This is a genomic window from Bradyrhizobium ottawaense, assembly GCF_002278135.3.
Lineage (GTDB): Bacteria > Pseudomonadota > Alphaproteobacteria > Rhizobiales > Xanthobacteraceae > Bradyrhizobium > Bradyrhizobium ottawaense.
This window is the reverse complement of sequence record NZ_CP029425.2, coordinates 5,270,270-5,294,261: the sequence shown is the minus strand read 5'-3', so window position 1 is coordinate 5,294,261 and position 23,992 is coordinate 5,270,270. Positions and strand designations below refer to the sequence as shown.

At 63.4% G+C, this 23,992-nt stretch carries 17 protein-coding genes; 10 read left to right on the top strand and 7 right to left on the bottom strand.

The features are described from left to right. Positions 1 to 5 precede the first annotated feature (5 nt). Together CIT37_RS25440 and CIT37_RS25435 are read left to right on the top strand one after the other, a co-directional pair. A complete protein-coding gene (locus CIT37_RS25440) occupies positions 6 to 1,025 on the top strand; it encodes a zinc-dependent alcohol dehydrogenase (protein WP_028145350.1) in 1,020 nt (339 codons plus the stop codon). A 41-nt stretch (positions 1,026 to 1,066) separates the two neighbouring features. Continuing rightward, positions 1,067 to 1,444, top strand: coding sequence for an NUDIX hydrolase (locus CIT37_RS25435; RefSeq protein ID WP_038946233.1), 378 nt, complete (start codon positions 1,067 to 1,069; stop codon positions 1,442 to 1,444). A 7-nt stretch (positions 1,445 to 1,451) separates the two neighbouring features. Here CIT37_RS25435 and CIT37_RS25430 read toward each other — a convergent pair whose 3' ends face one another. The 7 genes from CIT37_RS25430 to lipA form a co-directional block, all read right to left on the bottom strand. Continuing rightward, complete coding sequence (locus CIT37_RS25430; RefSeq protein WP_095425759.1) at positions 1,452 to 3,071, bottom strand: inositol monophosphatase family protein; 1,620 nt, start codon at positions 3,069 to 3,071, stop codon at positions 1,452 to 1,454. Between the two features lie 70 nt (positions 3,072 to 3,141). Beyond that, positions 3,142 to 4,446, bottom strand: a complete 1,305-nt coding sequence (locus CIT37_RS25425) for an ABC transporter substrate-binding protein (RefSeq protein WP_095425760.1) — start codon at positions 4,444 to 4,446, stop codon at positions 3,142 to 3,144. A 28-nt stretch (positions 4,447 to 4,474) separates the two neighbouring features. Continuing rightward, on the bottom strand, positions 4,475 to 5,299 hold the full coding sequence (locus CIT37_RS25420; RefSeq protein WP_028145347.1) for a carbohydrate ABC transporter permease: 825 nt from the start codon (positions 5,297 to 5,299) through the stop codon (positions 4,475 to 4,477). A 50-nt stretch (positions 5,300 to 5,349) separates the two neighbouring features. After that, positions 5,350 to 6,279 (bottom strand): carbohydrate ABC transporter permease, encoded by a 930-nt coding sequence (locus CIT37_RS25415; protein WP_028145346.1) that lies wholly within the window; start codon positions 6,277 to 6,279, stop codon positions 5,350 to 5,352. Next, positions 6,276 to 7,442, bottom strand: coding sequence for an ABC transporter ATP-binding protein (locus CIT37_RS25410; protein WP_028145345.1), 1,167 nt, complete (start codon positions 7,440 to 7,442; stop codon positions 6,276 to 6,278). The genes CIT37_RS25415 and CIT37_RS25410 overlap by 4 nt, the downstream gene beginning before the upstream one ends. A gap of 6 nt (positions 7,443 to 7,448) precedes the next feature. Next, positions 7,449 to 8,273, bottom strand: a complete 825-nt coding sequence (locus CIT37_RS25405) for a metallophosphoesterase family protein (protein WP_028145344.1) — start codon at positions 8,271 to 8,273, stop codon at positions 7,449 to 7,451. Positions 8,274 to 9,146: 873 nt separating this feature from the next. Further along, positions 9,147 to 10,115: a lipoyl synthase gene (lipA, locus tag CIT37_RS25400; RefSeq protein WP_028145343.1), complete on the bottom strand. Its 969-nt coding sequence runs from the start codon at positions 10,113 to 10,115 to the stop codon at positions 9,147 to 9,149. A gap of 632 nt (positions 10,116 to 10,747) precedes the next feature. On the opposite strand from lipA, the gene aceE reads away from it, so the two are divergent. The 8 genes from aceE to CIT37_RS25360 all read left to right on the top strand — a co-directional run bounded on the left by aceE (position 10,748) and on the right by CIT37_RS25360 (position 23,924). Further along, positions 10,748 to 13,435 carry a pyruvate dehydrogenase (acetyl-transferring), homodimeric type gene (gene aceE / locus CIT37_RS25395; RefSeq protein WP_095425939.1) on the top strand — a complete coding sequence of 896 codons (2,688 nt, stop codon included), beginning with the start codon at positions 10,748 to 10,750 and terminating at the stop codon, positions 13,433 to 13,435. Between the two features lie 23 nt (positions 13,436 to 13,458). After that, on the top strand, positions 13,459 to 15,027 hold the full coding sequence (locus CIT37_RS25390; protein WP_095425762.1) for a dihydrolipoyllysine-residue acetyltransferase: 1,569 nt from the start codon (positions 13,459 to 13,461) through the stop codon (positions 15,025 to 15,027). An 18-nt stretch (positions 15,028 to 15,045) separates the two neighbouring features. Then, on the top strand, positions 15,046 to 16,779 hold the full coding sequence (gene lpdA / locus CIT37_RS25385) for a dihydrolipoyl dehydrogenase (protein ID WP_095425763.1): 1,734 nt from the start codon (positions 15,046 to 15,048) through the stop codon (positions 16,777 to 16,779). A gap of 42 nt (positions 16,780 to 16,821) precedes the next feature. Then, positions 16,822 to 18,165 (top strand): dicarboxylate/amino acid:cation symporter, encoded by a 1,344-nt coding sequence (locus CIT37_RS25380; protein WP_028145339.1) that lies wholly within the window; start codon positions 16,822 to 16,824, stop codon positions 18,163 to 18,165. Between the two features lie 46 nt (positions 18,166 to 18,211). Continuing rightward, positions 18,212 to 19,384 (top strand): acetyl-CoA C-acetyltransferase, encoded by a 1,173-nt coding sequence (locus CIT37_RS25375; protein ID WP_085971591.1) that lies wholly within the window; start codon positions 18,212 to 18,214, stop codon positions 19,382 to 19,384. A gap of 122 nt (positions 19,385 to 19,506) precedes the next feature. Further along, positions 19,507 to 20,232, top strand: coding sequence for an acetoacetyl-CoA reductase (gene phbB, locus CIT37_RS25370; RefSeq protein WP_028145337.1), 726 nt, complete (start codon positions 19,507 to 19,509; stop codon positions 20,230 to 20,232). 42 nt (positions 20,233 to 20,274) lie between these two features. Then, on the top strand, positions 20,275 to 22,551 hold the full coding sequence (locus CIT37_RS25365) for an NADP-dependent malic enzyme (protein ID WP_028145336.1): 2,277 nt from the start codon (positions 20,275 to 20,277) through the stop codon (positions 22,549 to 22,551). A 50-nt stretch (positions 22,552 to 22,601) separates the two neighbouring features. Beyond that, on the top strand, positions 22,602 to 23,924 hold the full coding sequence (locus tag CIT37_RS25360; RefSeq protein WP_095425764.1) for an NAD(P)/FAD-dependent oxidoreductase: 1,323 nt from the start codon (positions 22,602 to 22,604) through the stop codon (positions 23,922 to 23,924). Positions 23,925 to 23,992 lie beyond the last annotated feature (68 nt).

Sequence of the window (23,992 nt, the reverse complement as noted above, 5' to 3'; positions counted from 1 at the left end):
TCGACATGCGCGCTGCGGTGCTCCAGGACATTCGTGACATCCGAGTCCTCGATATCCCCGAGCCGAAGCCGCTCGCGGAGGACGAACTCATCATCCGCGTCAAGGCTGTCGGCGTTTGCGGCAGCGATTTGCATTCCTATCTCGAGGGCGGAACAACTGGCCCGACCCAAGTCAGGCCGTTCGTCCTGGGCCATGAGTTCTCGGGTGTCCTCACGCCGGACTCGGCGCGAAAAGCGGGGTTCTCGGCCGACGCGTTGGTGGCGGTCGATCCTTCCATTCCCTGCGGCCGTTGCGAATGGTGTCACCGCGGTCACACCAATCTCTGCCCCAACGTGAAATTCCTGGGCTACGCGCCTCACAACGGCGCCATGGCCGAATTCGTCTGTGTGCCCCGATCCGCCGTGCATCTGGTGCCTGACAGCATCGACCCGGCCGGCGCGGCGATCCTGGAGACGCTTGGCGTCGCGATCCATGCGATGGATCTGGCGCGCCCGCGGCTTCTGGAAAGCGTGGCGGTGCTCGGCTGCGGGCCGGTGGGATTGCTGCTCGTGCAACTGGCGCGGCTTGCAGGTAGCGGAAAGATCATCGCGATCGACCCCGTCGAGCAGCGTACTGCACTGGCCTGCGACCTCGGGGCTGACGTGGCGTGCCGCAGCTACGCCGAGGTCGGGGACGCCACCGAAGGCCGCGGCGTCGATCTGGTGATCGAGGCAACCGACTCATCGCACGGCTTCGAGCATGCGGCCCGCTGCGCCCGCATCGGTGGCCGGGTCGTCCTCGTCGGCATCCCGGAGAATAATCAGTACGTCCTCAGCGGCGCGGAGTCGCGTCGAAAGGGCCTGTCGATCAAGTTTTCACGGCGCATGCCGGAAGTTTATCCGCGCGCCATCGCGCTTGCGCAAGGCGGGCAGGTCAAGCTGGCGCCGCTGGCCACGCATCGTTTCTCGCTCGACCAGACGCCTGCCGCGTTCGAGCAGCAGGTCGCGCGGCGCGACGGCATCATCAAGGCGATCATCTGCCCGTAGATTGAGCGCTCTCTCGCAAGTGCTCGGCAGGACTGGTGCCAATGGCGAAATCGTCGAAGCTGGTCGTCGCAAGAAAGGGACGCGTCCTGATGGTCAGACGCAGGCGCGACGGGCTCTGGATGTTTCCCGGCGGCCGAAGGCGAGCAGGCGAGAGCGACAGGAGATGCCTTCGTCGCGAGATCAAGGAGGAGCTTCCCAAGCTGAAGCTCGGGCCGTTGAAACTATGGAAGGAAGTGAAGGCGAGAAAGAGCCGAACCGGCCGGCGGATGAGTGATGCGATCTTCCTGGCCAAGAAGGTGTCGGGGCGCCTGAAGGTCGGCGACAAGAAGGAGATCGATCGAGCGGTTTGGCGCAAGCCGCGCGGCGCCAGACTGACCCCGACGTCGCGCTACATCCGCGATAAGCTGTTTCCGAGATAAAACTCCGTCATCGCAGCGCCTGGCGCAGGAGAGTCAGCAGTTCCTCATGGATCAATCCGTTGGAGGCGATCTTGTCGAGATCGTCGTTGCTGCACGGACGCCCCGTCAGTGTCGTGACCTTCCCGCCGCCGGCCCATACCATCGGCAACGCGGCAGCGTGCGAAACGATGTCGGCTTTCAATGAGACAAAGCCGTCCAGGCGACCCGAGGCCACCATCGTCGTCTCGAAGGCGCCCGAGACGACGATACGCACGCCGCGCGCCACTTTGCCGAGCAGTTCGATTACACGCGTCGTCCGCTGGACTTCGTCGGGCGAGAAATGCGAGGTCAGAATCACCGAGACGACCGCATCTGACAGCGAACGCGTCGTGGAGACGCGGGCGGGCACGCCATCGATCGTTGCGCCTTCCCCCGCGAGATAGCGCGCAGTCAGTCCGATCTTGGGAGCGTTGATCAGGCCAAGTTTCGTCTCACCGTCGACCTCGTAGGCGACCGTCACGGAAAACCACGGCAGTCCCTGCGCGTAGTTGATCGTGCCGTCGAGCGGATCGATGATCCAGCGCGCCGCATTGTCCCCTTGGCTCGCGCCGCTCTCCTCGGCCAGGATGCCGGCACCCGGCGTCAGCGCCTTCAAGCCCGCGACGACGATCGCCTCGGAGGCAAGATCCGCCTCGGTGACGATATCGAGCCCGTCCTTGCGCTCTGTGCGTAGCGGCGTGGATTGCATCGCGACCAGCCTGGCTGCAGCCTCAGCAACGACGGCCTCTGCGCGCCATAGCAGCGTCGGAAGGCTCTTGCGCTCCTCGGTTCCTGGATCGTCCCGATCGGGCGCGATGTCGAACGGACGACCAAAGTCTCCGATCGGGACGAGATGGCTGCTGATGCCCATGTCTGGCCGCCAACAGTGCAAGGCAAATCCCGGCGGCTCCTTGATGAAGCGGTTACCGCGACCTGGCCGCAGGTCGAGCGCGACCTGGTGCGCCGTGCTCGGCGCCACATAGCCCACGGTCCCCGCGTAGCGCACCGTGATCGAGCGGTGATAGTGACCGCACAGCACACGTTCGGTGTCCGGATGGTCCTTGATGATTGCGTTGAGCGCTGTAGCGTTGCTGATACCGAGCTCGTCCATTCCGTCGGCTCCGACGAGGAACGGCGGATGATGAATGATAATGACCGTCGGCTTGCTGGGGCCTTCCGCGAGCACTTCGCGCAGCCATTGTTGCCGCGCCGCGCAGAAGGTCCCGTGGATCTGTCCGACCTCGACGCTGTCGAGGAAAATCAGCCGGACCGGGAACTCATCCACGACAAAGTTGATGAAGCCGTCGGACGGAAGATAGCGGTGGCGTGATCGCAGCGACCGTATGAACTGCTCGCGCCGGTCGTGGTTGCCGGGAATGACGAATACCGGCATCGGCAGCCTTGCCAGGCCGGCGGCGACAATCTCGTATTCCTCCTCGAGCCCGCAGTCGGTCAGATCGCCGCTGACCACGACGCAGTCGGGTTGCGGACCGAGGTTCAGCACGGCGTCGATCGCGTCGTGAAACATCGCGTTGGTATCGATGTCGCCGTAAGCTTTCCTGCCATGCGGACGCACATGGAAGTCGCTCAGCTGGGCAATGATGAACACGGGAGTCCTGTTCCGGGGAGAAGGGCCTTTAACAGCGCTTGGTCACCTGCTGTGGGCGGCTGTCCGTTGCTTACGAACTCTTCATCAAGGCGTTGCTTTCCTTGACCATGCGATCGAGCCCGGCCTCGGCGGTCGTCTCGCCGCGCATGACGGCATGGATGATCTCGCGCTGCGTGCGCCAGATCTTCACGGACTGTCCGCCCGGATAGCCCTGCCATGGCTTCGCGCGCTCGATCTGCTGCGACACGGTGCGGAAATTCGGGTTCTTGTCGTAAAACGGAGCCAGGAAGTCGGGCCCCGAGGCGCGCAAATTGGTCGGCATGTAGCCCGTGGTCTCCACCACGATTTTCTGCGCTTCAGGTCCGCTCACGAATTTCAGGAACTCCCAGGCGGCCCGCTGCTTCGCCGGATCTTTCGCCGTGATGATTGCCGCGTTGCCGCCGGTGGGCAGCCCACCTTTCTGCTTGTCGTCGATCGGGAAGGTGCAGGTGCGCAAGGTGAACTTGTCGCCGATCAGATCCGTGACCTGGCGCAACCGGGCCGGCGTGTCGGCGAAGATGCCGATTTTCCCGGCGATGAACTGCTGGCGCGAGGAGTCCCAATCGATCAGCGGCATCTTGGCATCGGCCACGAACCGCCGGCAGTGGACCAGAGCCTTCAGCCCGGCATCCTTGCCGAAACCGGCAGTGGTTTCCGACGCGTCGAGCATCTGCCCGCCACCTTGCAGGATCAGGGAACGGAACAGCCAGTCGTCGGGCCAGTCATGGATGTTATAGGCTATGCCGGCGACATCGGGTCCCTTGCTCTTGATGTTGACGGCGAGCGCGATCATGTCCGTCCAGTTGTCGGGCATCCTGTCCGGATCGCCGCCCGCCTCCTTCACGAGCTGCGTGTTGAAATAGATGACCGGCAGCGACGCATTGAATGCGAGGCCGTAGATCTTGCCGTCGACCGCCCCGAGGGCCAGGATTCCGTCGGAATAGTTGGCCTTGCGCCAGGCGGCGTCCTCCTTCTGCAGCAGCGAGGCGACCTCGGTGATCTGGTTGCGTTTCACCAGCGTGCGCACAAGCTCGGCGAGGAGGTGATAACCCGAATAGTAGACGTCGGGCAGCTGGTTGGTGACGGCCTGCCGCAGCATAGTCTGATGACCTTCGTCATAGCTCGCCGCCGGTGCCCGGAACTGGATCTTGATGCCCGACTGCCGCTTCGTGAACTCCTGGGCGATCGGCTCATGGAATTTCGCGAAGGCAGGAAAGGCATAAAGGACATCCAGCGTAACGTCCTGCGCGTGGGCCGATCGCGTCAGGAGCGGGCTTGAAAGCGCGGTCGTCCCAACGGCCGCGGCGCTTTTCAGGAGGTCTCGGCGATGCAGCATGACGGTGTCTCCCTAGCGGTTGTTGAAGTCATTTGATTCCGGTCATCGTGATGCCGGCAAGGAAATGCCGCCGCGCGATCAGGAACGCGATGACCAGCGGCGCCGTGATGATGGTGGCGCCGGCGGCGAGCGCCCCGTAATTCGAGCCCAACTCGGAATCGGCGAAATACATCATGCCGAGCGGCGGCGTCGCGAGCTTGGTGTCGGAGACGACGATGAGCGGCCAATACAGGTCGTTCCAGTGCGCCACGACAGAGAAGATCGAAAACGCCGCGATCGCCGGCCATGCGCTCGGCACGACGATGCGCCACACGATTTCGAACTCACCGACGCCGTCGAGCCGCGCGGCCTGGATGATCTCATCCGGATAGGACTTGAAGAACTGGCGGAACAGGAAAATCGCGAACACCGACAGGAAGAAGGGCATCATCATCGAGAGGTAGGTGTTGAGGATGCCGAGTTCGGCGAACGCGATGTAGAGCGGGAGCGAGGGCGCCTGGACCGGAATGCAGAGTCCGAGCAGGACCAGCGAAAACAGGATCGGCCGTCCCGGAAACTTCAGCTTGGCGAGCGCATAGGCGCAGGGAATTGCGACCAGCAGCTGGACGACGAGGATTCCGCCGCAGACGATGAGTCCGTTGAGCAGAAAACGCAGCAGTGGCGCGGTGCTCAGGGCAGATTCGAAATTCTGCCATCCGTAGAACTGGCGCGGCCAGAGCCGGAACGTCGCCTCGAAGATCTCGCCCGGCGGCTTGATCGCGCTCGTCAGCATGAAAACGAACGGCAGCAGCATGAAGACGGCGCCGCCGATCAGCACCGCATGGACGAGCGCAAGCGACACGAGGCGCCGCATCCGGATCGCCACCGGCGTCGGCGGGCGAGTGATCGTGGCCGATGTGCGCATCAATAGTGCACCCGTCGGTCGAGGATGAAGGTCTGCAGCACCGAGAACACGAGGGTGAACGCCAGGAAGACCAGCGTGAGCGTCGCCGCATAGCTCATGTGGAAGTACTGAAACCCCTCCAGATAGATGGCATACAGCAGCACCTCGGATGCGCCTCCGGGGCCTCCACGCGTCATCACCGCAACCGTGTCGAAGATCTTGAAGGCGGTGATGAAGGTCGTCACGGTCACGAACATCGTCGTCGGACCGAGCATCGGCCACGTCACTTTCAGGAAGCGGTCAATGGGGTGGCTCGCGCCATCGATATCGACGGCTTCGTAGAGATCGCGGGGAATAGCCGAGAGGCCGGCGAGAAACAGCACCATGTTGAAGCCGACGAGCTGCCAGATGCCGATCGCGGCGAGCGTCGGGATGACGAGGCGCGGCTCGCTCAGGAAAGCTGTCTCCGCGAACCCCAGTCCCTTGAGCGCCTGATTGATGAGCCCCAGGGTCGGGTGCAGCAGGAACTGCCACATCGTGGCCATTGCGATGAGCGTCGAGGTGACGGGGAGAAAATAGATAACCTCATAGAGGCTGCGCGTGCGCTTGCGCTGGTGGATCAGGATTGCGACCAGCAGCGAGATCAGGACGCCGCCGGGCACGACAATCGCCACGTAGAGCAGGGTATTGGTAACCGAGCGTCGAATCACGGGATCCTGTAGCGCCGCGCCGAAGTTCTTGAAACCGACGAACGAGAAGTCGAGCGCACCCAGCTCGTAGTTGGTGAAGCTCAGGAAGGCGAGAGCAGCCAGCGGCGCCAGATTCGTCAGGACCAGCAGGATGAAGGCCGGCGCGGCAAAGCCCAAGCCCGCGAACCGCTCGACCCATCGCTGGCGGCCGGCTGGCGGCGCCGCGTCGAGCGGAGTGACTTGAGCAGCGACCGTGGTCATCGGGCCTCGCTCGCGCGGCGCACATCGCGGCCGGCTGCATTGCGGCTTTCCACCTCGAGGCGGCGGCCGTTGTTGTCGAAGACGTGGCAATCCCGTGGCTCGAAGGCCAGCGGGACTTCGCCCTCGGGGATGGGGATGCTGTTGTCGACCCGGCAGAGCACCGCCACTTCCGGGGAGGCCGCGAGATCGAATTGAAGGATGCTTTCCGAGCCGAGATTTTCGCGGCGCCGGAACCTGCACGTGACGGCGCACGGTCCGCCTCCGATCCGCATTGCTTCCGGACGCACGCCGACCGTCAGTTCCGGCGTCGGCGCGTTGCGGACATCGATCGGCAGCGTCCGGCCGAGCAGCTCGACCTGGCCGCCGGGGCCCACATGGGCCGGAAATAGATTGATCGCCGGACTGCCAATGAACTGCGCGACCGCAGTCGTGGCGGGCCGTTCGTAGACCTCGGCGGGGGTGCCGAGCTGGAGTATGTTGCCGTGATCCATCACGGCAAGGCGATCGGACATCGTCATCGCTTCGATCTGGTCGTGTGTCACGTAGATCATCGTAGCGCCGAGACGCGCGTGCAGCTCGGTCAGCTCGCCACGCATGTGCACACGCAGCTTGGCGTCGAGGTTCGACAATGGCTCGTCCATCAGGAAAGCCTGCGGATGACGCACCATTGCGCGGCCGAGCGCGACGCGCTGCCGTTGCCCGCCCGAAAGCTGTCCGGGGCGGCGGTGAAAGAAGGATTCGATGCGAAGCTGCTCCGCGACGGCCCGCACCTCACGCGCGATCCCGTCCATGACGCGCCTGCGGCGAGGCGACAGTTGACGCATCAAGGGCAGGCGCTCGAACAGGTTGAGGCGCGTCATGGTGAGGGGTAGCGCGATGTTGTCGAACACCGACATGTGGGGATAGAGCGCGTAATTCTGGAACACCATGGCGATTCTGCGCTCGTGAGGCCGCAAATGGTCGACCGAAGTCCCGCCGATCGAGACCGAGCCGCGGTCCTGCGATTCGAGCCCGGCGATGATGCGCAGGAGCGTCGACTTGCCGCAGCCGGAGGGGCCGACCAGCGTCAGAAACTCGCCGTCCGCAATATCGAGGTCGATGTCGTTGAGGACGGCCGTGTCGCCGAAAGCCTTATGGATGCCGCGCAATGTGAGGCCGGCCATCGCAGATCACGCCTCAGCATCGCGCGGTGGATAGACTTCGTGCACGACGTCGTCGATCCAGTAATCGGTGAGGCCGGGCACCGGACGAATGCTCACGTCGATATTTTCGCCGTCGATGTCGTAGACCACCGCCCCAAGCCGTGCAGCGCCGCCCATCGGCGGCGCCAGTTTCTCACCGACCAGAAAGCCGGCCGCCGGCCCCCAAATGTAGTGCGTGCCGTTCAGCCGGATTTCGTGCCAGCGATGCAGATGTCCACTGGCCACGATCTCCACCTGGTAGCGTTGCAGCAGATCGAGAAGGGCGCGGCGCGGCTCCGGCTTGACCGACCAGTAACCGGTGTCGGCCTCGGTCGGTAATTCGATGAACAGCGGCCGGTGGGTGAACCAGGCAAGGCGACGCCCCGCAGCATCGGCCATCGCGGCCTCGAGCCATTCGGTCTGCTGCGCCTCTTCGGGGCCGCCGCCGAAGATCATCGAATTGAGGCCGATCAGGCGCCAACCGTCCACATCGCGTAGCCAGCGGTCGTCGCCGAAGTGGCGGCGAAAGCGATCGAGCCGCTCGCCATTTACCGGCTGATGCGGATTGCCGACCTCGCCGACGTCATGATTTCCCGGAACCGCCACGACAGGGACGCCGAGCGAGGCCAGTTGGGTCGCGCAATATGCTGCGTCGGTTTCCTGATCGGCTGCATCGACCGTCACGTCGCCGGTATGTATGACGAGATCTGGCTTATGCTGCGCGATCCAACGGGCAAGTGGCGCCCAGTTCGCGTCGAAGTGCTGCTTGCTCGGGCTGAGATGCGTATCGGAAATCTGAATAACTCGGACCATGACGCCTCTGCTTTGGGTCGCGTGTCATGCCGTGCGTTGGGCGCGCAGCGGTCTGTCGCTCGAATCGAATGCGCTGCCCCGCGCCGCGCGGAGTGGTCATTGTAGTCGTGAGATCTGAAGCTTCCGGCGCCCTCCCTGGCTGACGATGCCGCTTAAGCCGCTTGTGTCATCTCAATCAACTATACATATGATCTGTCATTGTGACAAATGTAATTCACACAAGACAAGCGGATCATGCGCGGATGTGAGCAACCGGGTGTGTCGTCTGACCAGGGACGGAAACTTCGGTCTGCGCGGTCGCGATTGAATGGCGCAGCGTCTGCGCAACCTGGATTCACATGACCGACCGACATGATCGAAGCCGATATCTCCAAGCTGAGTGCTCGAGGGCCTTTGATGCGTGTCCTATGAGTGGCGTGTGCCCTCTCGCTGAGCGTTTGCGTGACGCGTTCACCGGGACTCCGAAGACGCGATTTCCACTTCCAATTCGTGCATATGTGGTTCTAGAAGAGCCAGGTTGCGGAAGCCTCGTCACACCAGATTTCTTAATCGTTCCAATCACATCAAGGGTCGGGCAGAGGCGGAATATCTTAGTAAAATTAACGGGTTAGATCGGAAGTTTTCCATGACCCCGATGATGGATTGGAGCGAGAGTTCTAGTTTTTCAATCGGTTAGGAAGCGGCGTGTGCACGACGTGTGCACCGGGAGATCAAAGAAAATCTCGAGAGCGCCAACGGACTCCATCCGTTTGAGAGCACGACGAGCGTATATTGCCTGCCAATCCGCTCAGCCTGAGCTACGGCTGTGAATCTGAGCGTCGGTTTGCGCTAGGTGTTGGTTTGTGAAGAAGCGCGATCGAGCCGCATAGATAGCTAAATGCTTCGGCGCTCGCGCAGCTTGCGGAAGTCGTCACCGGCGTGGTGTGAGGATCGCGTCAGTGGCGTGGCCGAGACCATGAGAAATCCCTTGGCATAGGCGGTCTTCCGATAGGCCTCGAATTCATCAGGGGGCACGAAGCGCATCACGGCATGGTGCTTGCGCGTCGGCTGGAGATACTGGCCGATGGTCAGGAAATCGACGTCGGCGGAACGCAGATCGTCCATCAACTGCAGCACCTCGCTGCGGTCCTCGCCGAGGCCGACCATGATTCCCGATTTGGTGAAGATGCGCGGGTCGAGCTCCTTCACGCGTTGCAGGAGTCGGACCGAATGGAAATAGCGCGCACCTGGGCGCACCGCGAGATATTTTGACGGCACCGTTTCCAGATTGTGATTGAGCACATCTGGCCTTGCGGCAACGACCGTCTCGAGTGCGCCGTGCTTGCGCAGGAAATCAGGCGTGAGGATTTCGATTGAGGTCGCCGGGCTCATTGCGCGGATCGCCGCAATTGTGGCTGCGAAATGGGCGGCCCCGCCGTCGGCGAGGTCGTCGCGATCGACCGAGGTCACGACCACATGCTCGAGCCCAAGCTTGGCGACGGCGTCGGCGACCTTGCCGGGCTCGTCGGCATCGAGTGGGTCGGGCAGGCCGGTGCGCACGTTGCAGAACGCGCAGGCGCGCGTGCAGGTGTCACCCATAATCATGAAGGTCGCGTGCCTCTTCGCCCAGCACTCGCCGATGTTGGGACAGCCGGCTTCCTCGCAGACGGTCACGAGCTTGTTTTCGCGCACGATACGTCGCGTCTCGGTCCATTGGGCGGAGCCGGGGGCTTTCACGCGGATCCATGCGGGCTTTTTTTGTAGCGGCGTGTCCGGGCGGTTGACCTTTTCGGGATGGCGCGGCCGATCGGTCCGCAGCTTCGTTCGCGGATCGTCGTTGAGGAAATCAAGTAGCACCGTCATGCGCCCACCCCTTGCGATGTGCGAGAGCCGAACATGGCGGCGGCTCCGCTCAGATTGTGCGACACGTTCCGTCTTGCGCGAGCCGTGGCGTGACAACAACGCCGTCCCGCGCGCGGTCGCCGACATTCAGCTATCACGGTGAAGCACGTCAACATGATTTGTAGTCCCGCGTTGATTCACGCGGTGACCGGGCGCGCTGCCTTACGCGGGCGCTTTCGTTCCCGACGTGCAAGGCCGGTTACCGGCATTGCGCGCGGCATTCGGAACCCTCCATCTGCTGATCCGAGATTTCGGGCGATGCTCTAGCCGGTTTTCCGGAGCTTCAGACGGATCGAGCCCGGATGCATGGGCGGGGGCTCCGACCCGCCCGGTAAAACCGAGCAAGTTGAACGACATCGAAGCGAATGCCGTTCTTTTCGCTGTCTGGCATGAATGCTGCTTAAGCATCTGCCAAAAGAAGCGACAGCTTCAGAACATGCAGCGCGAGGGGACGTTCAGATGCCAGCCAACGCACAACCCATCACCTGAAACGACCGGGACATCACCCGATCGGCATTGCGCGTGTCTGCATGAATGCGGACCGCAATGAACGTTGGCACGCGACTGCGGCTTGGCATGCAATGGAGAAGGTAATGACGATCGCGGACGCTCACGATCAGGACCCGCAGGAAACCCGGGAATGGCTCGATGCCCTGTCGGCGGTCCGGGGCCACCGCGGCAACGAACGCGCAGAGTTCGTCGTCAATGCGATGCTCGACGCCGCGCGACGCGGTGGCCTTCAGATCGAGCAGTCGCTGACGACACCCTATTGCAACACGATCCCGCTGGAGCAGCAGCCGGCGCTGCCGGGCGACCGCGCGATCGAGCACAAGCTTCGCTCCATCATCCGCTGGAATGCGCTGGCGATAATTCTGCGCGCCAACAAGGAGAGCTCGGAGCTCGGTGGCCACATCGCCAGCTTCCAGTCTGCCGCCACGCTCTACGACATCGGTTTCGGCCATTTCTGGCACGCACCGACCGAGACCCATGGCGGCGACCTGATCTTCGTGCAGGGGCACTGTTCCCCCGGCATCTATGCGCGCGCCTTCCTTGAGGGGCGACTGAGCGAGGAGCAGCTCCTCAGCTTCAGGCAGGAGACCAGCGGCAAGGGTTTGTCGAGCTATCCGCATCCCTGGCTGATGCCGGACTTCTGGCAGTTCCCGACGGTGTCGATGGGGCTGGGGCCGTTGATGGCGATTTATCAGGCGCGGTTCTTGAAGTATCTCGAGAACCGCAAGCTGGCCGAGACGTCCAACCGGAAGGTCTGGGCGTTCATGGGCGACGGCGAAACCGACGAGCCGGAATCGCTCGGCGCGATCTCGCTCGCCGGCCGCGAGAACCTCGACAATTTGATCTTCGTCATCAACTGCAATCTCCAGCGGCTCGACGGGCCCGTCCGCGGCAACGGCAAGATCGTGCAAGAGCTCGAAAGTGTCTTCCGCGGTGCGGGCTGGAACGTCATCAAGGTGCTATGGGGCTCGGGTTGGGACCGCCTGCTGGAGAAGGACAAGAGTGGGCTGCTGCTAAGGCTCATGGAAGAATGCGTCGACGGCGAATACCAGGACTTCAAGAGCAAGAGCGGCGCCTACATTCGCGAACACTTCTTTGGCAAGTACGAGGAAACCAAGCAACTCGTCTCTGACATGAGCGACGACGAGATCTGGCAGCTTGCGCGCGGCGGCCACGATCCCGAGAAGGTTTTTGCCGCCTACACCGCGGCCGTGAACCACAAGGGCCAGCCCACGGTCATTCTGCCGAAGACCGTCAAGGGCTACGGCATGGGCGAGTCCGGCGAGGGCCAGATGATCGCCCATCAGGCGAAGAAGATGACGCAGGACGCGCTGCGCGGCTTTCGTGACCGTTTCCAGGTGCCGGTCGCCGACGCGGACCTGGCCAAGGTGCCCTTCCTCCGGCTGCCGGAAGATGGTCCGGAGATGAAGTATTTCCGGGCGCAGCGCGAAAAGCTCGGCGGCTACCTACCACAACGCCGGCGGAAATCCGCGTCCTTGCAAATTCCGCCGCTCTCGACGTTCCAGCGGCTGCTCGAAAACACCGGCGAGCGCGAGATCTCGACGACGATGGCCTTCGTGCAGTTGCTCGGTGCGCTCGTGCGCGACAAGGTGATCGGCAGGCACATCGTGCCAATCGTACCGGACGAATCCCGCACCTTCGGCATGGAAGGCATGTTCCGGCAACTCGGCATCTACTCGTCGGTCGGCCAGCTTTACAGGCCGCAGGACGCCGATCAGCTGATGTACTACCGCGAAGACAAGAGCGGACAGGTCTTCCAGGAGGGAATCAACGAGGGCGGCGCGATGTCGAGCTGGATCGTTGCGGCGACGTCCTACTCGACGAACAACGTGCCGATGATCCCGTTCTACATCTACTACTCGATGTTCGGCTTGCAGCGCGTCGGCGATCTCGCCTGGCTTGCGGGCGACATGCGGGCCCGCGGCTTCCTGCTCGGCGGCACCGCCGGCCGGACTACGCTGAACGGCGAGGGATTGCAGCACGAGGACGGCCACAGCCACGTGCTCGCCGCGACCATCCCGAACTGCATCTCCTACGATCCGACCTTCGCCTATGAGGTCGTGACGATCGTCCGCGAAGGCATGCGCCGGATGTACGAGGCGCAGGAGGACGTCTACTACTACCTCACCCTGATGAACGAGAACTATCCGCATCCCGCGCTTGCCGATGCAGGCGAAGGGGCGGAGGAGGGGATCCTCAAGGGACTCTATCTCCTGAAGAACGGAGGCGAGACCGCGAAGAAGGGCCTCCGCGTCCAGCTTGTCGGGTCGGGCACGATCCTGCGCGAGGTGATCGCGGCCGCCGATTTGCTCAAGGCAGACTTCGGCGTGACCGCTGACGTCTGGAGCGCAACCAGCTTCAACGAGCTACGCCGCGATGGCATGGCGGCGGAGCGCTGGAACCTGCTGCATCCGACCGAGCCGCGTTGCGAGAGCTGGGTGGAATCGCAGCTCAAGGGACATCCAGGGCCGGTCGTGGCCTCCACCGACTACATGCGCAACTACCCCGACCAGATCCGGGAATATGTCCAGGCGGCCGGGCGTCGCTACGTCGTGCTCGGCACCGACGGGTTCGGCCGCAGCGACTACCGCGTGAAGCTTAGAAATTTCTTCGAGGTCGACCGGCACTACGTCGCGGTCGCGGCGCTCAAGGCGCTCGCCGATGAGGGGACGATCAAGCCCGCAATCGTGGCCGAGGCCATCGCCAAATATCAAATCGATGCCGGGCGCGCTGCGCCTTGGACTGTTTGAGCCAGGGAGCCGAGGGCAGAGCGATGAGTGGTCTGATCGACATCAAAGTTCCCGATATCGGCGACTTCAAGAACGTCCCGGTGATCGAAGTATTCGTCAAGCCGGGCGACAAGGTGAAGGCGGAGGACCCGCTGGTTGCGCTGGAATCCGACAAGGCAACCATGGAAGTGCCGTCGCCGCGCGATGGCGTGGTGAAGGCCGTGGTCGTCAAGGTTGGCGACGAGGTCAGCGAAGGCGTGGTGATCGTGCAGTTCGAGGGCGCGGGCGCCGAGCAGGTCGAGACTCGCCCCGTCGTCAGCGCACCGCCGTCGTCGGTTAGCGCGCCGGCCGGTGTCGCCGAGGTGCGCGTTCCGGATATCGGCGACTTCAAGGACGTTCCGGTCATTGAAATCTTCGTCAAGCCCGGCGACAGCGTCAAGGCTGAGGATCCGCTGATCGCGCTGGAATCCGACAAGGCGACGATGGAAGTGCCGGCGCCCCTCTCGGGGACCGTGCGCGAGATCAAGGTCAAGACCGGCGACAAGGTCAGCGAGGGCGCGATCATTCTCGTGCTCGCGACCAGCGATGCGTCCACGACGGCCGCCTCTGCGGCGCCTGCGCCTGCAGCAGTGTCGTCGGCGCCCACAGCGGCTCCCGTGGCGCAAGTCGGCGGGGTCGACGAAAAGGCCTTCGCGCTCGCCTATGCCGGACCGGCCGTGCGCAAGCTGGCGCGCGAGATGGGTGTCGATCTCGGCAAGGTCAAAGGCTCCGGTAGTCACGGCCGTATCGTTCGCGAAGACGTCGAGGCCGTTGCCAAGGGCGGGGCGTCCGCCGCCAAGCCGCAGGCGGCGCCCGCAAGCGGGGGCGGTGTCGGCGGCATCGATCTGCTGCCCTGGCCCAAGATCGATTTCGCAAAATTTGGCCCGGTCGAGCGCAAGGAGCTCGGTCGCATCAAGAAGATTTCGGCAGCCAATCTGCATCGCAACTGGGTCGTCATCCCGCATGTCACGACCCATGACGAGGCCGACATCACCGAGCTCGAGCAGTTCCGGGTCAAGATGAACAAGGAGCTGGAGAAGAGCGGCGTGAAGCTCTCCCTGCTGCCGTTCATGGTGAAGGCAGCCGTCGCGGCGCTGAAGAAGTTTCCGGAGTTCAATGCCAGCCTCGACGGCGACACGTTGGTCTACAAGAACTACTGGCACATCGGCTTTGCCGCCGACACGCCGAACGGCCTGATGGTGCCCGTCATCCGCGATGCCGACAAGAAATCGGTGCCTGACATCGCCAATGAGATGAACGCGCTCGCCAAGCTTGCGCGCGAAGGCAAGATCAAGCCAGACCAGATGCAGGGCGGCACCTTCTCGATCTCCTCGCTCGGCGGCATCGGCGGCATCTATTTCACGCCGATCATCAACGCGCCGGAAGTCGCGATCATGGGCGTGTGCAAGGGATACTGGAAGCAGCATTCGCCTGACGGCAAGACCTGGACGTCACGCCTGACCTTGCCGCTGTCGCTGTCGTGGGACCACCGCGTCATCGACGGTGCGGCGGCCGCACGTTTCAACGTCTATTTCGCCAGCGTGCTCGCCGATTTGCGGCGCGTGCTGTTCTGAGATCGGGAGTAGGGCAGCATGGCTCAGCAGGTCGAAGTGAAGGTGCCTGATATCGGCGACTTCAAGGACGTCGCGGTGATAGAAGTCATGGTCAAGCCCGGCGAGACCGTCGCGGTCGACACCAGCCTGATCATGGTCGAGTCCGACAAGGCGTCGATGGAGATTCCGTCCTCGCATGCCGGCGTTGTCAGGGAGGTCAGGGTCAAGGTCGGCGACAAGGTCAGCGAAGGGGCCGTCATCCTCATGCTGGAAGCCGCGGGCGCCGCGGCCACGCCGCCGCCTGCCCCCGCCGCCGCGGCACCGGCAGCGACTCCTGTCGCAGCATTCCATTCCGGCAAGGCGGATATGGAATGCGACATGCTGGTGCTCGGCGCCGGTCCCGGCGGCTACTCCGCCGCATTCCGAGCCGCCGATCTCGGCATGAAGACCGTGTTGGTCGAGCGTTACGACACACTCGGCGGCGTCTGCCTCAATGTTGGGTGCATTCCGAGCAAGGCGCTGCTGCATACGGCGTCCGTCGTCGACGAGGTCAAGCACCTCCCGGACCACGGAATCTCCTTTGGCGCGCCGCAGATCGATCTCGGCAAGCTGCGTGCGTTTAAGGACGGCGTGATCAAGAAGCTGACCGGCGGCCTTGCCGGAATGGCAAAGGCCCGCAAGGTCGAGGTCGTGACCGGCGTCGGCGCCTTCCTCGACCCGCACCATCTCGAGGTTACCTCGGCAGGCGGCAAGAAGACGATCAAGTTCGCCAAGGCCATCATCGCCGCCGGCAGCCAGGCCGTGAAGCTGCCGTTCCTGCCCGAGGATCCGCGCATCGTCGACTCGACCGGCGCCCTGCTGCTGACATCGATCCCGAAGCGCATGCTGGTGATCGGCGGCGGCATCATCGGGCTGGAGATGGCGACGGTCTATTCGACACTCGGCGCACGCATCGACGTGGTCGAGATGCTCGACGGCCTGATGCAGGGCGCTGACCGCGACCTGGTCAAGGTCTGGGACAAGATGAACGCGCGTCGCTTCGACAAGGTGATGCTGAAGACCAGGACGGTCGGTGGGAAGGCCACCGAGGCCGGGATTGAGGTCTCCTTCGAGGGCGAGCAGGCGCCGTCGGCGCCGAAACTCTATGACCTGGTTCTGGTCGCGGTCGGCCGCAGCCCGAACGGCAAGAAGATCGGCGCCGAGAAGGCGGGTGTCGCGGTGACCGATCGCGGATTCATCGACGTCGACAGGCAGATGCGGACCAACGTGGCGCATATCCTCGCGATCGGCGACATCGTCGGGCAGCCGATGCTGGCCCATAAAGCCGTGCATGAAGGTCATGTGGCCGCGGAAGTCGCCCATGGCGAAAAATCCTATTTCGACGCGCGGCAGATTCCGTCCGTGGCCTACACTGATCCCGAAGTCGCCTGGGCCGGCAAGACGGAGGATCAGTGCAAGGCCGAAGGCATCAAGTTCGGCAAGGCGGTTTTTCCCTGGGCAGCCTCCGGCCGTGCCATCGCCAACGGTCGTGACGAGGGTTTCACAAAGCTTCTGTTCGACACGGCGACGCAACGCGTCATCGGCGGCGGCATCGTCGGCACACATGCGGGCGATCTGATCAGCGAGGTCTGTCTCGCGATCGAGATGGGCTGCGAGCCCGCGGATATCGGCAAGACCATTCATCCGCATCCGACGCTCGGCGAGTCCATCGGCATGGCGGCGGAGGTCTTTGAGGGCCACTGTACCGATCTGCCGCCGCAGAAGAAAAAGTAGGACTGCCCGCGCGGAACGCAGCGAAATGAGGGAGGAGACATAATGTCTGGAGCGACCAGTGCGACGGTCGATAAGAAGGCCGTGACGCAGAAGAAGCCATTTTACCGGGTGCTCTACGTTCAGGTGCTCGCAGCTATCGTGCTCGGCATTATCGTCGGTTGGGTCTCGCCCGAACTCGGCAAGAACGAGTGGATCAAGGCGATGGGCGACGGCTTCGTCAAGCTCATCAAGATGGTGATTGCGCCCATCATCTTCTGTACCGTCGTCTCCGGCATCGCCCATATCTCCGAAGTCAAGAAGGTCGGTCGGGTCGCGATCAAGGCGCTGATCTATTTCGAGATCGTGTCGACGCTTGCACTGGCACTCGGCTTGATCGTCGGCAATGTGGTGCAGCCTGGAGCAGGCTTTCAGGGTCAATCCAACGCCGCTGCTGTCGCGGGTTACGCCAAGCAGGCGAGCGAAATGAGGTCGATCGATTTCGTCCTGCACGTCATCCCGGACACGGTCGTGGGAGCGTTTGCGCAGGGAGAAATCCTGCAGGTCCTGCTGTTTGCAATCCTGTTCGGCTTTGCGCTGATGGGGCTCGGCGAGCGCGCCCATACCGTGCGGGCGTTCATCGATGACGTGGCTCACGCGATGTTCGGCGTCATCTCGATCATTGTTAAGGCGGCCCCGATCGGTGCGTTCGGTGCGATGGCCTATACGATCGGCCGGTATGGTCCGCAGGCATTGGGCAATCTCGCTGGGCTTATCGCAACCTTCTATGTCACTGCGCTCCTGTTCGTCTTTGTGGTCCTTGGTCTGATCGCCCGCTTCGCCGGATTCTCGATCTTCAAGTTCCTCAGATATCTGAAGGATGAATTGCTGATCGTGCTTGGCACGTCGTCCTCGGAGAGCGCGCTTCCGCAGATGATGGAGAAGCTCGAGCGCCTCGGCTGCTCCAAGCCGGTCGTTGGCCTCGTCGTGCCGACCGGCTACTCCTTCAATCTGGACGGCACCAACATCTACATGACGCTGGCGACGCTGTTCATCGCCCAGGCGATGAACGTGCAGCTCAGTTTCGGCGAGCAGTTGACGATTCTCGTCGTTGCCATGCTCACCTCGAAGGGCGCATCGGGGATCACGGGTGCCGGCTTCATTACGCTGGCCGGCACGCTCGCCGCCGTCAGGCCGGAGCTGCTTCCCGGCATGGCGATCGTGCTCGGTATCGACAAGTTCATGAGCGAATGCCGCGCGCTGACCAATCTCTGCGGCAACGGTGTTGCCTGCGTGGTGGTGGCCTGGTGGGAGGGCGAACTCGATCGCGAGAAGCTTCGTGTCGGTCTCGAGCGCGACATCGATCCGACAGACTTCGAGACCGCCGTGGCAGAGGGCAGGGGCATCTAGCGATTGGATTGCGAGAGATTTAACAGACAGACAAGAGGAAATGGTCATGACTGATGTGGTGATTGTGTCCGCCGCGCGAACGCCGGTCGGCTCCTTCAACGGTGCACTTGGATCGCTGACCGCGCACGAGCTCGGAGCCGTCGCGATCAAGGGGGCCCTCGAACGCGCCAAGGTCTCGCCTGAAGATGTCGACGAGGTCATCCTGGGCCAGGTGCTGTCCGGCGGTGAGGGGCAGAATCCGGCGCGGCAGGCCGCCATGGCGGCCGGCATTCCGCAGGAGAAGACGGCGTGGGGCATGAACCAGCTCTGCGGCTCGGGTCTGCGGTCGGTGGCGCTCGGGCTGCAGCAGATCGCCAATGGCGACGCAAAGGTCATCGTTGCCGGCGGCATGGAGTCGATGTCGATGGCGCCGCATCTGTCGCATATGCGTGTCGGCACCAAGATGGGTGACGTCAAATTCGTCGATTCCATGCTGAAGGACGGCCTGATGGACGCCTTCCACGGCTACCACATGGGCGTCACGGCGGAGAACATCGCCGCCAAATGGCAGATCACCCGCGAGGAGCAGGACGCTTTCGCCACCCGCTCGCAGAACAAGGCCGAGGACGCGCAAAAGGGCGGCCGGTTCAGGGACGAGATCGTTCCCGTCACCGTCAAGACCAGGAAGGGCGACGTTGTCGTCGACCAGGACGAGTATATCCGTGCCGGCACGACGCAGGATGCTCTCGCCAAACTTAAGCCCGCCTTCAACAAGGAAGGCTCGGTGACTGCGGGCAACGCCTCGGGCCTCAACGACGGCGCGGCCGCGCTGGTGTTGATGAGCGCGGAGGAAGCCAGCAGGCGCGGCCTGACGCCGCTCGCAAAAATCGTCTCTTGGGCGACCGCCGGCGTCGACCCGGCGGTAATGGGTTCGGGGCCAATCCCGGCCTCGCGCAAGGCACTGGAAAAGGCCGGCTGGAAGGTCGGGGATCTCGATCTCGTCGAAGCCAACGAGGCCTTCGCGGCCCAGGCCATCGCCGTCAACAAGGACATGGGTTGGGATCCCTCGATCGTGAACGTGAACGGCGGTGCCATCGCCATCGGTCATCCGATCGGTGCGTCTGGCGCCCGCGTGCTGACGACGCTGCTGTTCGAGATGCAGAAGCGGGGTGCGAAGAAGGGGCTTGCAACGTTGTGCATCGGGGGTGGCATGGGCGTCGCCCTGACGGTCGAACGGTAGCAGAGAACACCGGCCATAAGCGCCGGAGCAGAATGAACGCGGACGGCACCACACCATCCGCGAACGACAGCGGCTGGCCGTGCGCCGGCAGAAGAATAACCGATCAGGATCAGGAGGAAATCATGTCCAGAGTTGCGGTGGTGACCGGCGGAACGCGCGGCATCGGCGAGGCGATCTCGGTCGCACTCAAGGCGGCCGGCTACAAGGTGGCGGCGAGTTATGCCGGTAACGACGAGGCAGCTGCGAAGTTCAAGAGCCAGACCGGCATCAACGTCTACAAATGGGACGTCTCGAACTACGAGGCCTGCGTCGCCGGCTTGAAACAGGTCGAGGCCGACCTGGGGCCGGTCGATGTGCTGGTCAACAACGCCGGCATCACCAAGGACGGCATGTTCCACAAGATGACGCCAGAGCAATGGTACGCGGTCATCAACACCAATCTGAACTCGCTGTTCAACATGACGCGGCCGGTGTGGGAAGGCATGCGCGAGCGCAAGTTCGGTCGCGTGATCTGCATCTCCTCGATTAACGGCCAGAAGGGCCAGATGGGCCAGGTCAACTACTCCGCTGCCAAGGCCGGCGACATCGGCTTCGTGAAGGCGTTGGCCCAGGAGGGCGCCCGCGCCGGCATCACCGTCAACACGATCTGCCCCGGCTATATCGCCACCGAGATGGTCAAGGCGATCAGTCCGGAGATCGTGGCCAAGAACATTCTGCCCCAGATTCCGGTCGGCCGTCTGGGTGAACCGCACGAGATCGCGCGCGCGGTGGTGTTTCTCGCCTCCGACGATGCCGGCTTCATCACGGGATCGACGATATCGGCGAATGGCGGCCAGCACATGATCTGAGGCCGCATGCCGGCCTCCCGAACCGAAGAATCGAGGAACACGATGGACCAGGATCTCAGGGAAGCCGCACTCGAATATCATCGCCTGCCGACGCCGGGGAAGATCTCCGTGGTGCCGACCAAGGCGATGGCCACCCAGCGCGATCTGGCGCTGGCGTATTCACCTGGTGTGGCCGAGCCCTGCCTGGTCATCGCCGAGGATCCGTTGCAAGCGGACGTGTTGACGGCCCGCAGCAACCTCGTCGCCGTCGTCACCAACGGCACCGCCGTGCTCGGCCTCGGCAATATCGGCGCGCTGGCCGGAAAACCGGTCATGGAGGGCAAGGCGTGCCTGTTCAAGAAGTTCGCAGGCATCGACGTGTTCGACATCGAACTCGCCGAGGAGAATCCCGACGCGCTGATCGAGACGATCGCGCGGATGGAGCCGACCTTCGGCGGCATCAACCTCGAGGACATCAAGGCGCCGGAGTGCTTCTACATCGAGAAGAAGCTCCGCGAACGGATGAAGATACCCGTCTTCCACGATGATCAGCATGGCACCGCGATCATCGCTGCAGCCGCGATCCTCAACGGGCTGAAGCTGGTCAAGAAGGACATCGCCGAGGTCAAGCTGGTCTGCTCCGGCGCGGGTGCTGCGGCGCTCGCCTGCCTCGATCTCATCGTGAGCCTTGGATTGCGCCGCGAGCGCATCATCGTGACCGACGCCAAGGGTGTCGTGTATGCCGGCCGTACCGAAAGCATGGACGACAACAAGGCGCGCTATGCCGTGAAGACGGATGCGCGGAAGCTGGACGACATCATCCAGGATGCGGACATCTTCCTCGGACTGTCGGCCGGCAAGGTGCTGACATCAGACCTGGTCAGGAGGATGGCCCGCGATCCCCTGATCTTCGCGATGGCCAATCCGGTTCCGGAGATCATGCCGGAAGACGCGCTGGCGGTTCGTCCCGATGCGATCATCGGCACGGGGCGTTCGGACTATCCCAACCAGATCAACAACGTCCTGTGCTTCCCGTTCATCTTCCGTGGCGCGCTCGATTGCGGTGCGACCACCATCAACGAGGAGATGAAGCTTGCGACGGTCCGCGCACTCGCAGACCTCGCCCTGGCCGAGGTTCCTGAGGTGGTCGCAACCGCCTACAAGGGCGAGGACCTTCGCTTCGGGCGCAACTATCTCATTCCAAAGCCGTTCGATCCACGTCTCATCGAGATGATTGCGCCGGCGGTGGCAAAGGCGGCCGCCGATACCGGTGTTGCAAGGCGTCCGATCGCCGATATGGACGCTTATCGGCAGAAGCTGAGCCGTTTTGTCTACCAGTCCGGCAATGCGATGCAGCCGGTGTTTTCGGTGGCGAAGGGGAGCGGAAAATCCCTCGTTCTGGCCGAAGGCGAGGATGAGCGCGTGCTGCGGGCAGCACAGGTCATCGCTGACGAGCGGATCGCGAAGCCGTTGTTGCTCGGCCGGCCTGCCACCATCGAACAGCAGATCAAGGCTTTCGGTCTCCGGCTCAGGCCCGGCCAGGACTGCGAGATCATCGATCCGCACGATGCGCAGGTCTATTCCAAATGCGCTGACGTGTATCATGCGCGCAGGAGGCGCGATGGCGTATCGGCGGCCCTCGCGCTGTCGGAGACGCGGAGCAATGCGACGGTGCTGGCGTCGATCCTGCTCGAGCGAGGGATCGGCGATGCGATGCTTTGCGGAGTGATCGGGCGAACCGCCGATCACCTGGCGGCGATCAAGAACGTGATCGGAACGCGGGACGACGTGCGGACGCTCGCCGTAATGCAAATGCTCATTCTCCCGCAGCATCAGCTGTTCATCTGCGACACGCATTGCAATCTCAATCCGACTGCCGAGCAGGTTGCCGACATCGCGCTGCTGGCGGCCGCCGAAGTCAGGCGATTCGGCATCACGCCTCGAGTGGCGCTGTTGTCGCATTCGAGCTTCGGCAGCTCGGCGGTGCCGGAGGCGCACAAGATGCGGGAGGCGCGCACGATCATCCGCGCGCGCTCGCCCGATCTGGCCGTGGAAGGCGAGATGCGGGGCGACGCGGCGCTGTCGCAGTCGGTGCGTGACCACGAGTTTCCCGATTCCGGTTTCGTAGGTCCGGCGAACGTGCTGGTGATGCCCAATCTGGACGCGGCCAACATCTCGTACAATCTTTTGCGGATGGCTGCGGGGCAGGGGCTGACGGTCGGCGGCATTTTGCTCGGCGCGGCCAAGCCCGCCCACATTCTCACGCCATCCTCGACCGTCCGCCGCATCGTGAACATGGCTGCCGTCGCAGCCGCGGATGCGGTGTCGGAGAGAGCCTGATCGGAAGGACACGATTGGGCGGACTGTGAACGCGATCGGGCGAGGCCATCATGAGTGAGGCGCAATCGGGAAAGCTCCGGATCGTGATCGTCGGAGGCGGGGCGGGAGGATTGGAACTCGCGACCCGCCTCGGCGACAAATATGGCCGCAAGGGCAAGCTCGACGTCACGCTGATCGAGCGCAACCGGACGCATGTCTGGAAGCCGAAGCTGCACGAGATCGCGGCCGGCAGCATGGATATCGCTGCCCACGAGGTCGACTATCTCGCGCAATCCTACTGGCACGGGTTTCGTTACCGGATCGGCGAGATGATCGGGATCGACCGGGAGCGGCGTCAAGTGCTGGTGGCGCCCTATCTCGATGGCGAAGGGCGCGAGGTGACGCCGAAGCGGAGCTTCGACTACGATATCCTCGTCATGGCTATTGGCAGCCAGAACAACGATTTTGGCACGCCGGGCGTCGTGGACCACGCGATCAAGCTCGAAACGCAGGTCGATGCCAAGCGGTTCCACGAACGCATGGTCAATGCCTGCATCCGCGCCCATGCCCAATCGTCACCGCTCGGCGAACATCAGTTGAAGGTCGCGATCATCGGCGCCGGTGCGACCGGTGTCGAGCTTGCGGCGGAATTGCACCGGACGACGCGCGAAGTGGTGGCATACGGCCTCGATCAGGTCGATCCGCAGAAGGACATCAGGATCACGCTGATTGAAGCGGCGGATCGGGTGCTTCCCGCATTGCCGGAACGCGTCTCGAAGGAGACGGAGAAACTGCTGCTCAGGCTGGGTGTCAATCTGCTGGTCGGCGCCAAGGTGTCCGTAGTCGGGTCCGACCGCGTCAGCCTGTCGGACGGGCGGACCATTCCCGCCGAACTGATCGTCTGGGCCGCGGGCGTCAAGGCGCCCGATTTCCTGAGGGACATTGCCGGGCTCGAAACCAACCGCATCAACCAGCTGGTGGTGCGGCCCACGTTGCAGACCACACGCGACGACAACATCTTCGCCATCGGCGACTGCTCGGCCTGCTCATGGGGCGAGCGGGGCAATGTGCCGCCGCGTGCACAGGCAGCCCATCAGCAGGCCTCGCATCTCTATTCCCAGTTCCCGCGGCATCTGCGGGGCGAAGCGCTGAAGGACTACCGCTACAGGGACTTCGGATCCCTGGTCTCGCTCGGCGAGTTCAGCACGGTCGGCTCGATGATGGGGGCACTGGTGGGCGGCAGCCTGGTCTTCGAGGGGCTGTTCGCGCGGATGATGTACCTGTCGCTCTACAAGATGCACGAATACGCCCTGCATGGTCCGGCCAAGGTGGCGCTCGACACGCTGGCCCGCCTGATCACCCGGCGGACCGAGCCGCACGTCAAGCTTCATTGATTGCGGTCGCGAAGGAGATGGATGTCGTGCCGGCCGTTGCGCACCCGGCGCCGGCTCGAGCCCGGAGG

Bases quoted from the DNA above. Each gene is read 5' to 3' on its own strand.
- CIT37_RS25415 (WP_028145346.1), bottom strand. From the start codon at position 6,279: ATGACCACGGTCGCTGCTCAAGTCACTCCGCTCGACGCGGCGCCGCCA.
- CIT37_RS25410 (WP_028145345.1), bottom strand. From the start codon at position 7,442: ATGGCCGGCCTCACATTGCGCGGCATCCATAAGGCTTTCGGCGACACG.
- CIT37_RS25435 (WP_038946233.1), top strand. From the start codon at position 1,067: ATGGCGAAATCGTCGAAGCTGGTCGTCGCAAGAAAGGGACGCGTCCTG.
- CIT37_RS25405 (WP_028145344.1), bottom strand. From the start codon at position 8,273: ATGGTCCGAGTTATTCAGATTTCCGATACGCATCTCAGCCCGAGCAAG.
- aceE (WP_095425939.1), top strand. From the start codon at position 10,748: ATGACGATCGCGGACGCTCACGATCAGGACCCGCAGGAAACCCGGGAA.
- lpdA (WP_095425763.1), top strand. From the start codon at position 15,046: ATGGCTCAGCAGGTCGAAGTGAAGGTGCCTGATATCGGCGACTTCAAG.
- CIT37_RS25380 (WP_028145339.1), top strand. From the start codon at position 16,822: ATGTCTGGAGCGACCAGTGCGACGGTCGATAAGAAGGCCGTGACGCAG.
- CIT37_RS25360 (WP_095425764.1), top strand. From the start codon at position 22,602: ATGAGTGAGGCGCAATCGGGAAAGCTCCGGATCGTGATCGTCGGAGGC.
- phbB (WP_028145337.1), top strand. From the start codon at position 19,507: ATGTCCAGAGTTGCGGTGGTGACCGGCGGAACGCGCGGCATCGGCGAG.
- CIT37_RS25420 (WP_028145347.1), bottom strand. From the start codon at position 5,299: ATGCGGCGCCTCGTGTCGCTTGCGCTCGTCCATGCGGTGCTGATCGGC.
- CIT37_RS25425 (WP_095425760.1), bottom strand. From the start codon at position 4,446: ATGCTGCATCGCCGAGACCTCCTGAAAAGCGCCGCGGCCGTTGGGACG.
- CIT37_RS25375 (WP_085971591.1), top strand. From the start codon at position 18,212: ATGACTGATGTGGTGATTGTGTCCGCCGCGCGAACGCCGGTCGGCTCC.
- CIT37_RS25390 (WP_095425762.1), top strand. From the start codon at position 13,459: ATGAGTGGTCTGATCGACATCAAAGTTCCCGATATCGGCGACTTCAAG.
- lipA (WP_028145343.1), bottom strand. From the start codon at position 10,115: ATGACGGTGCTACTTGATTTCCTCAACGACGATCCGCGAACGAAGCTG.
- CIT37_RS25440 (WP_028145350.1), top strand. From the start codon at position 6: ATGCGCGCTGCGGTGCTCCAGGACATTCGTGACATCCGAGTCCTCGAT.
- CIT37_RS25365 (WP_028145336.1), top strand. From the start codon at position 20,275: ATGGACCAGGATCTCAGGGAAGCCGCACTCGAATATCATCGCCTGCCG.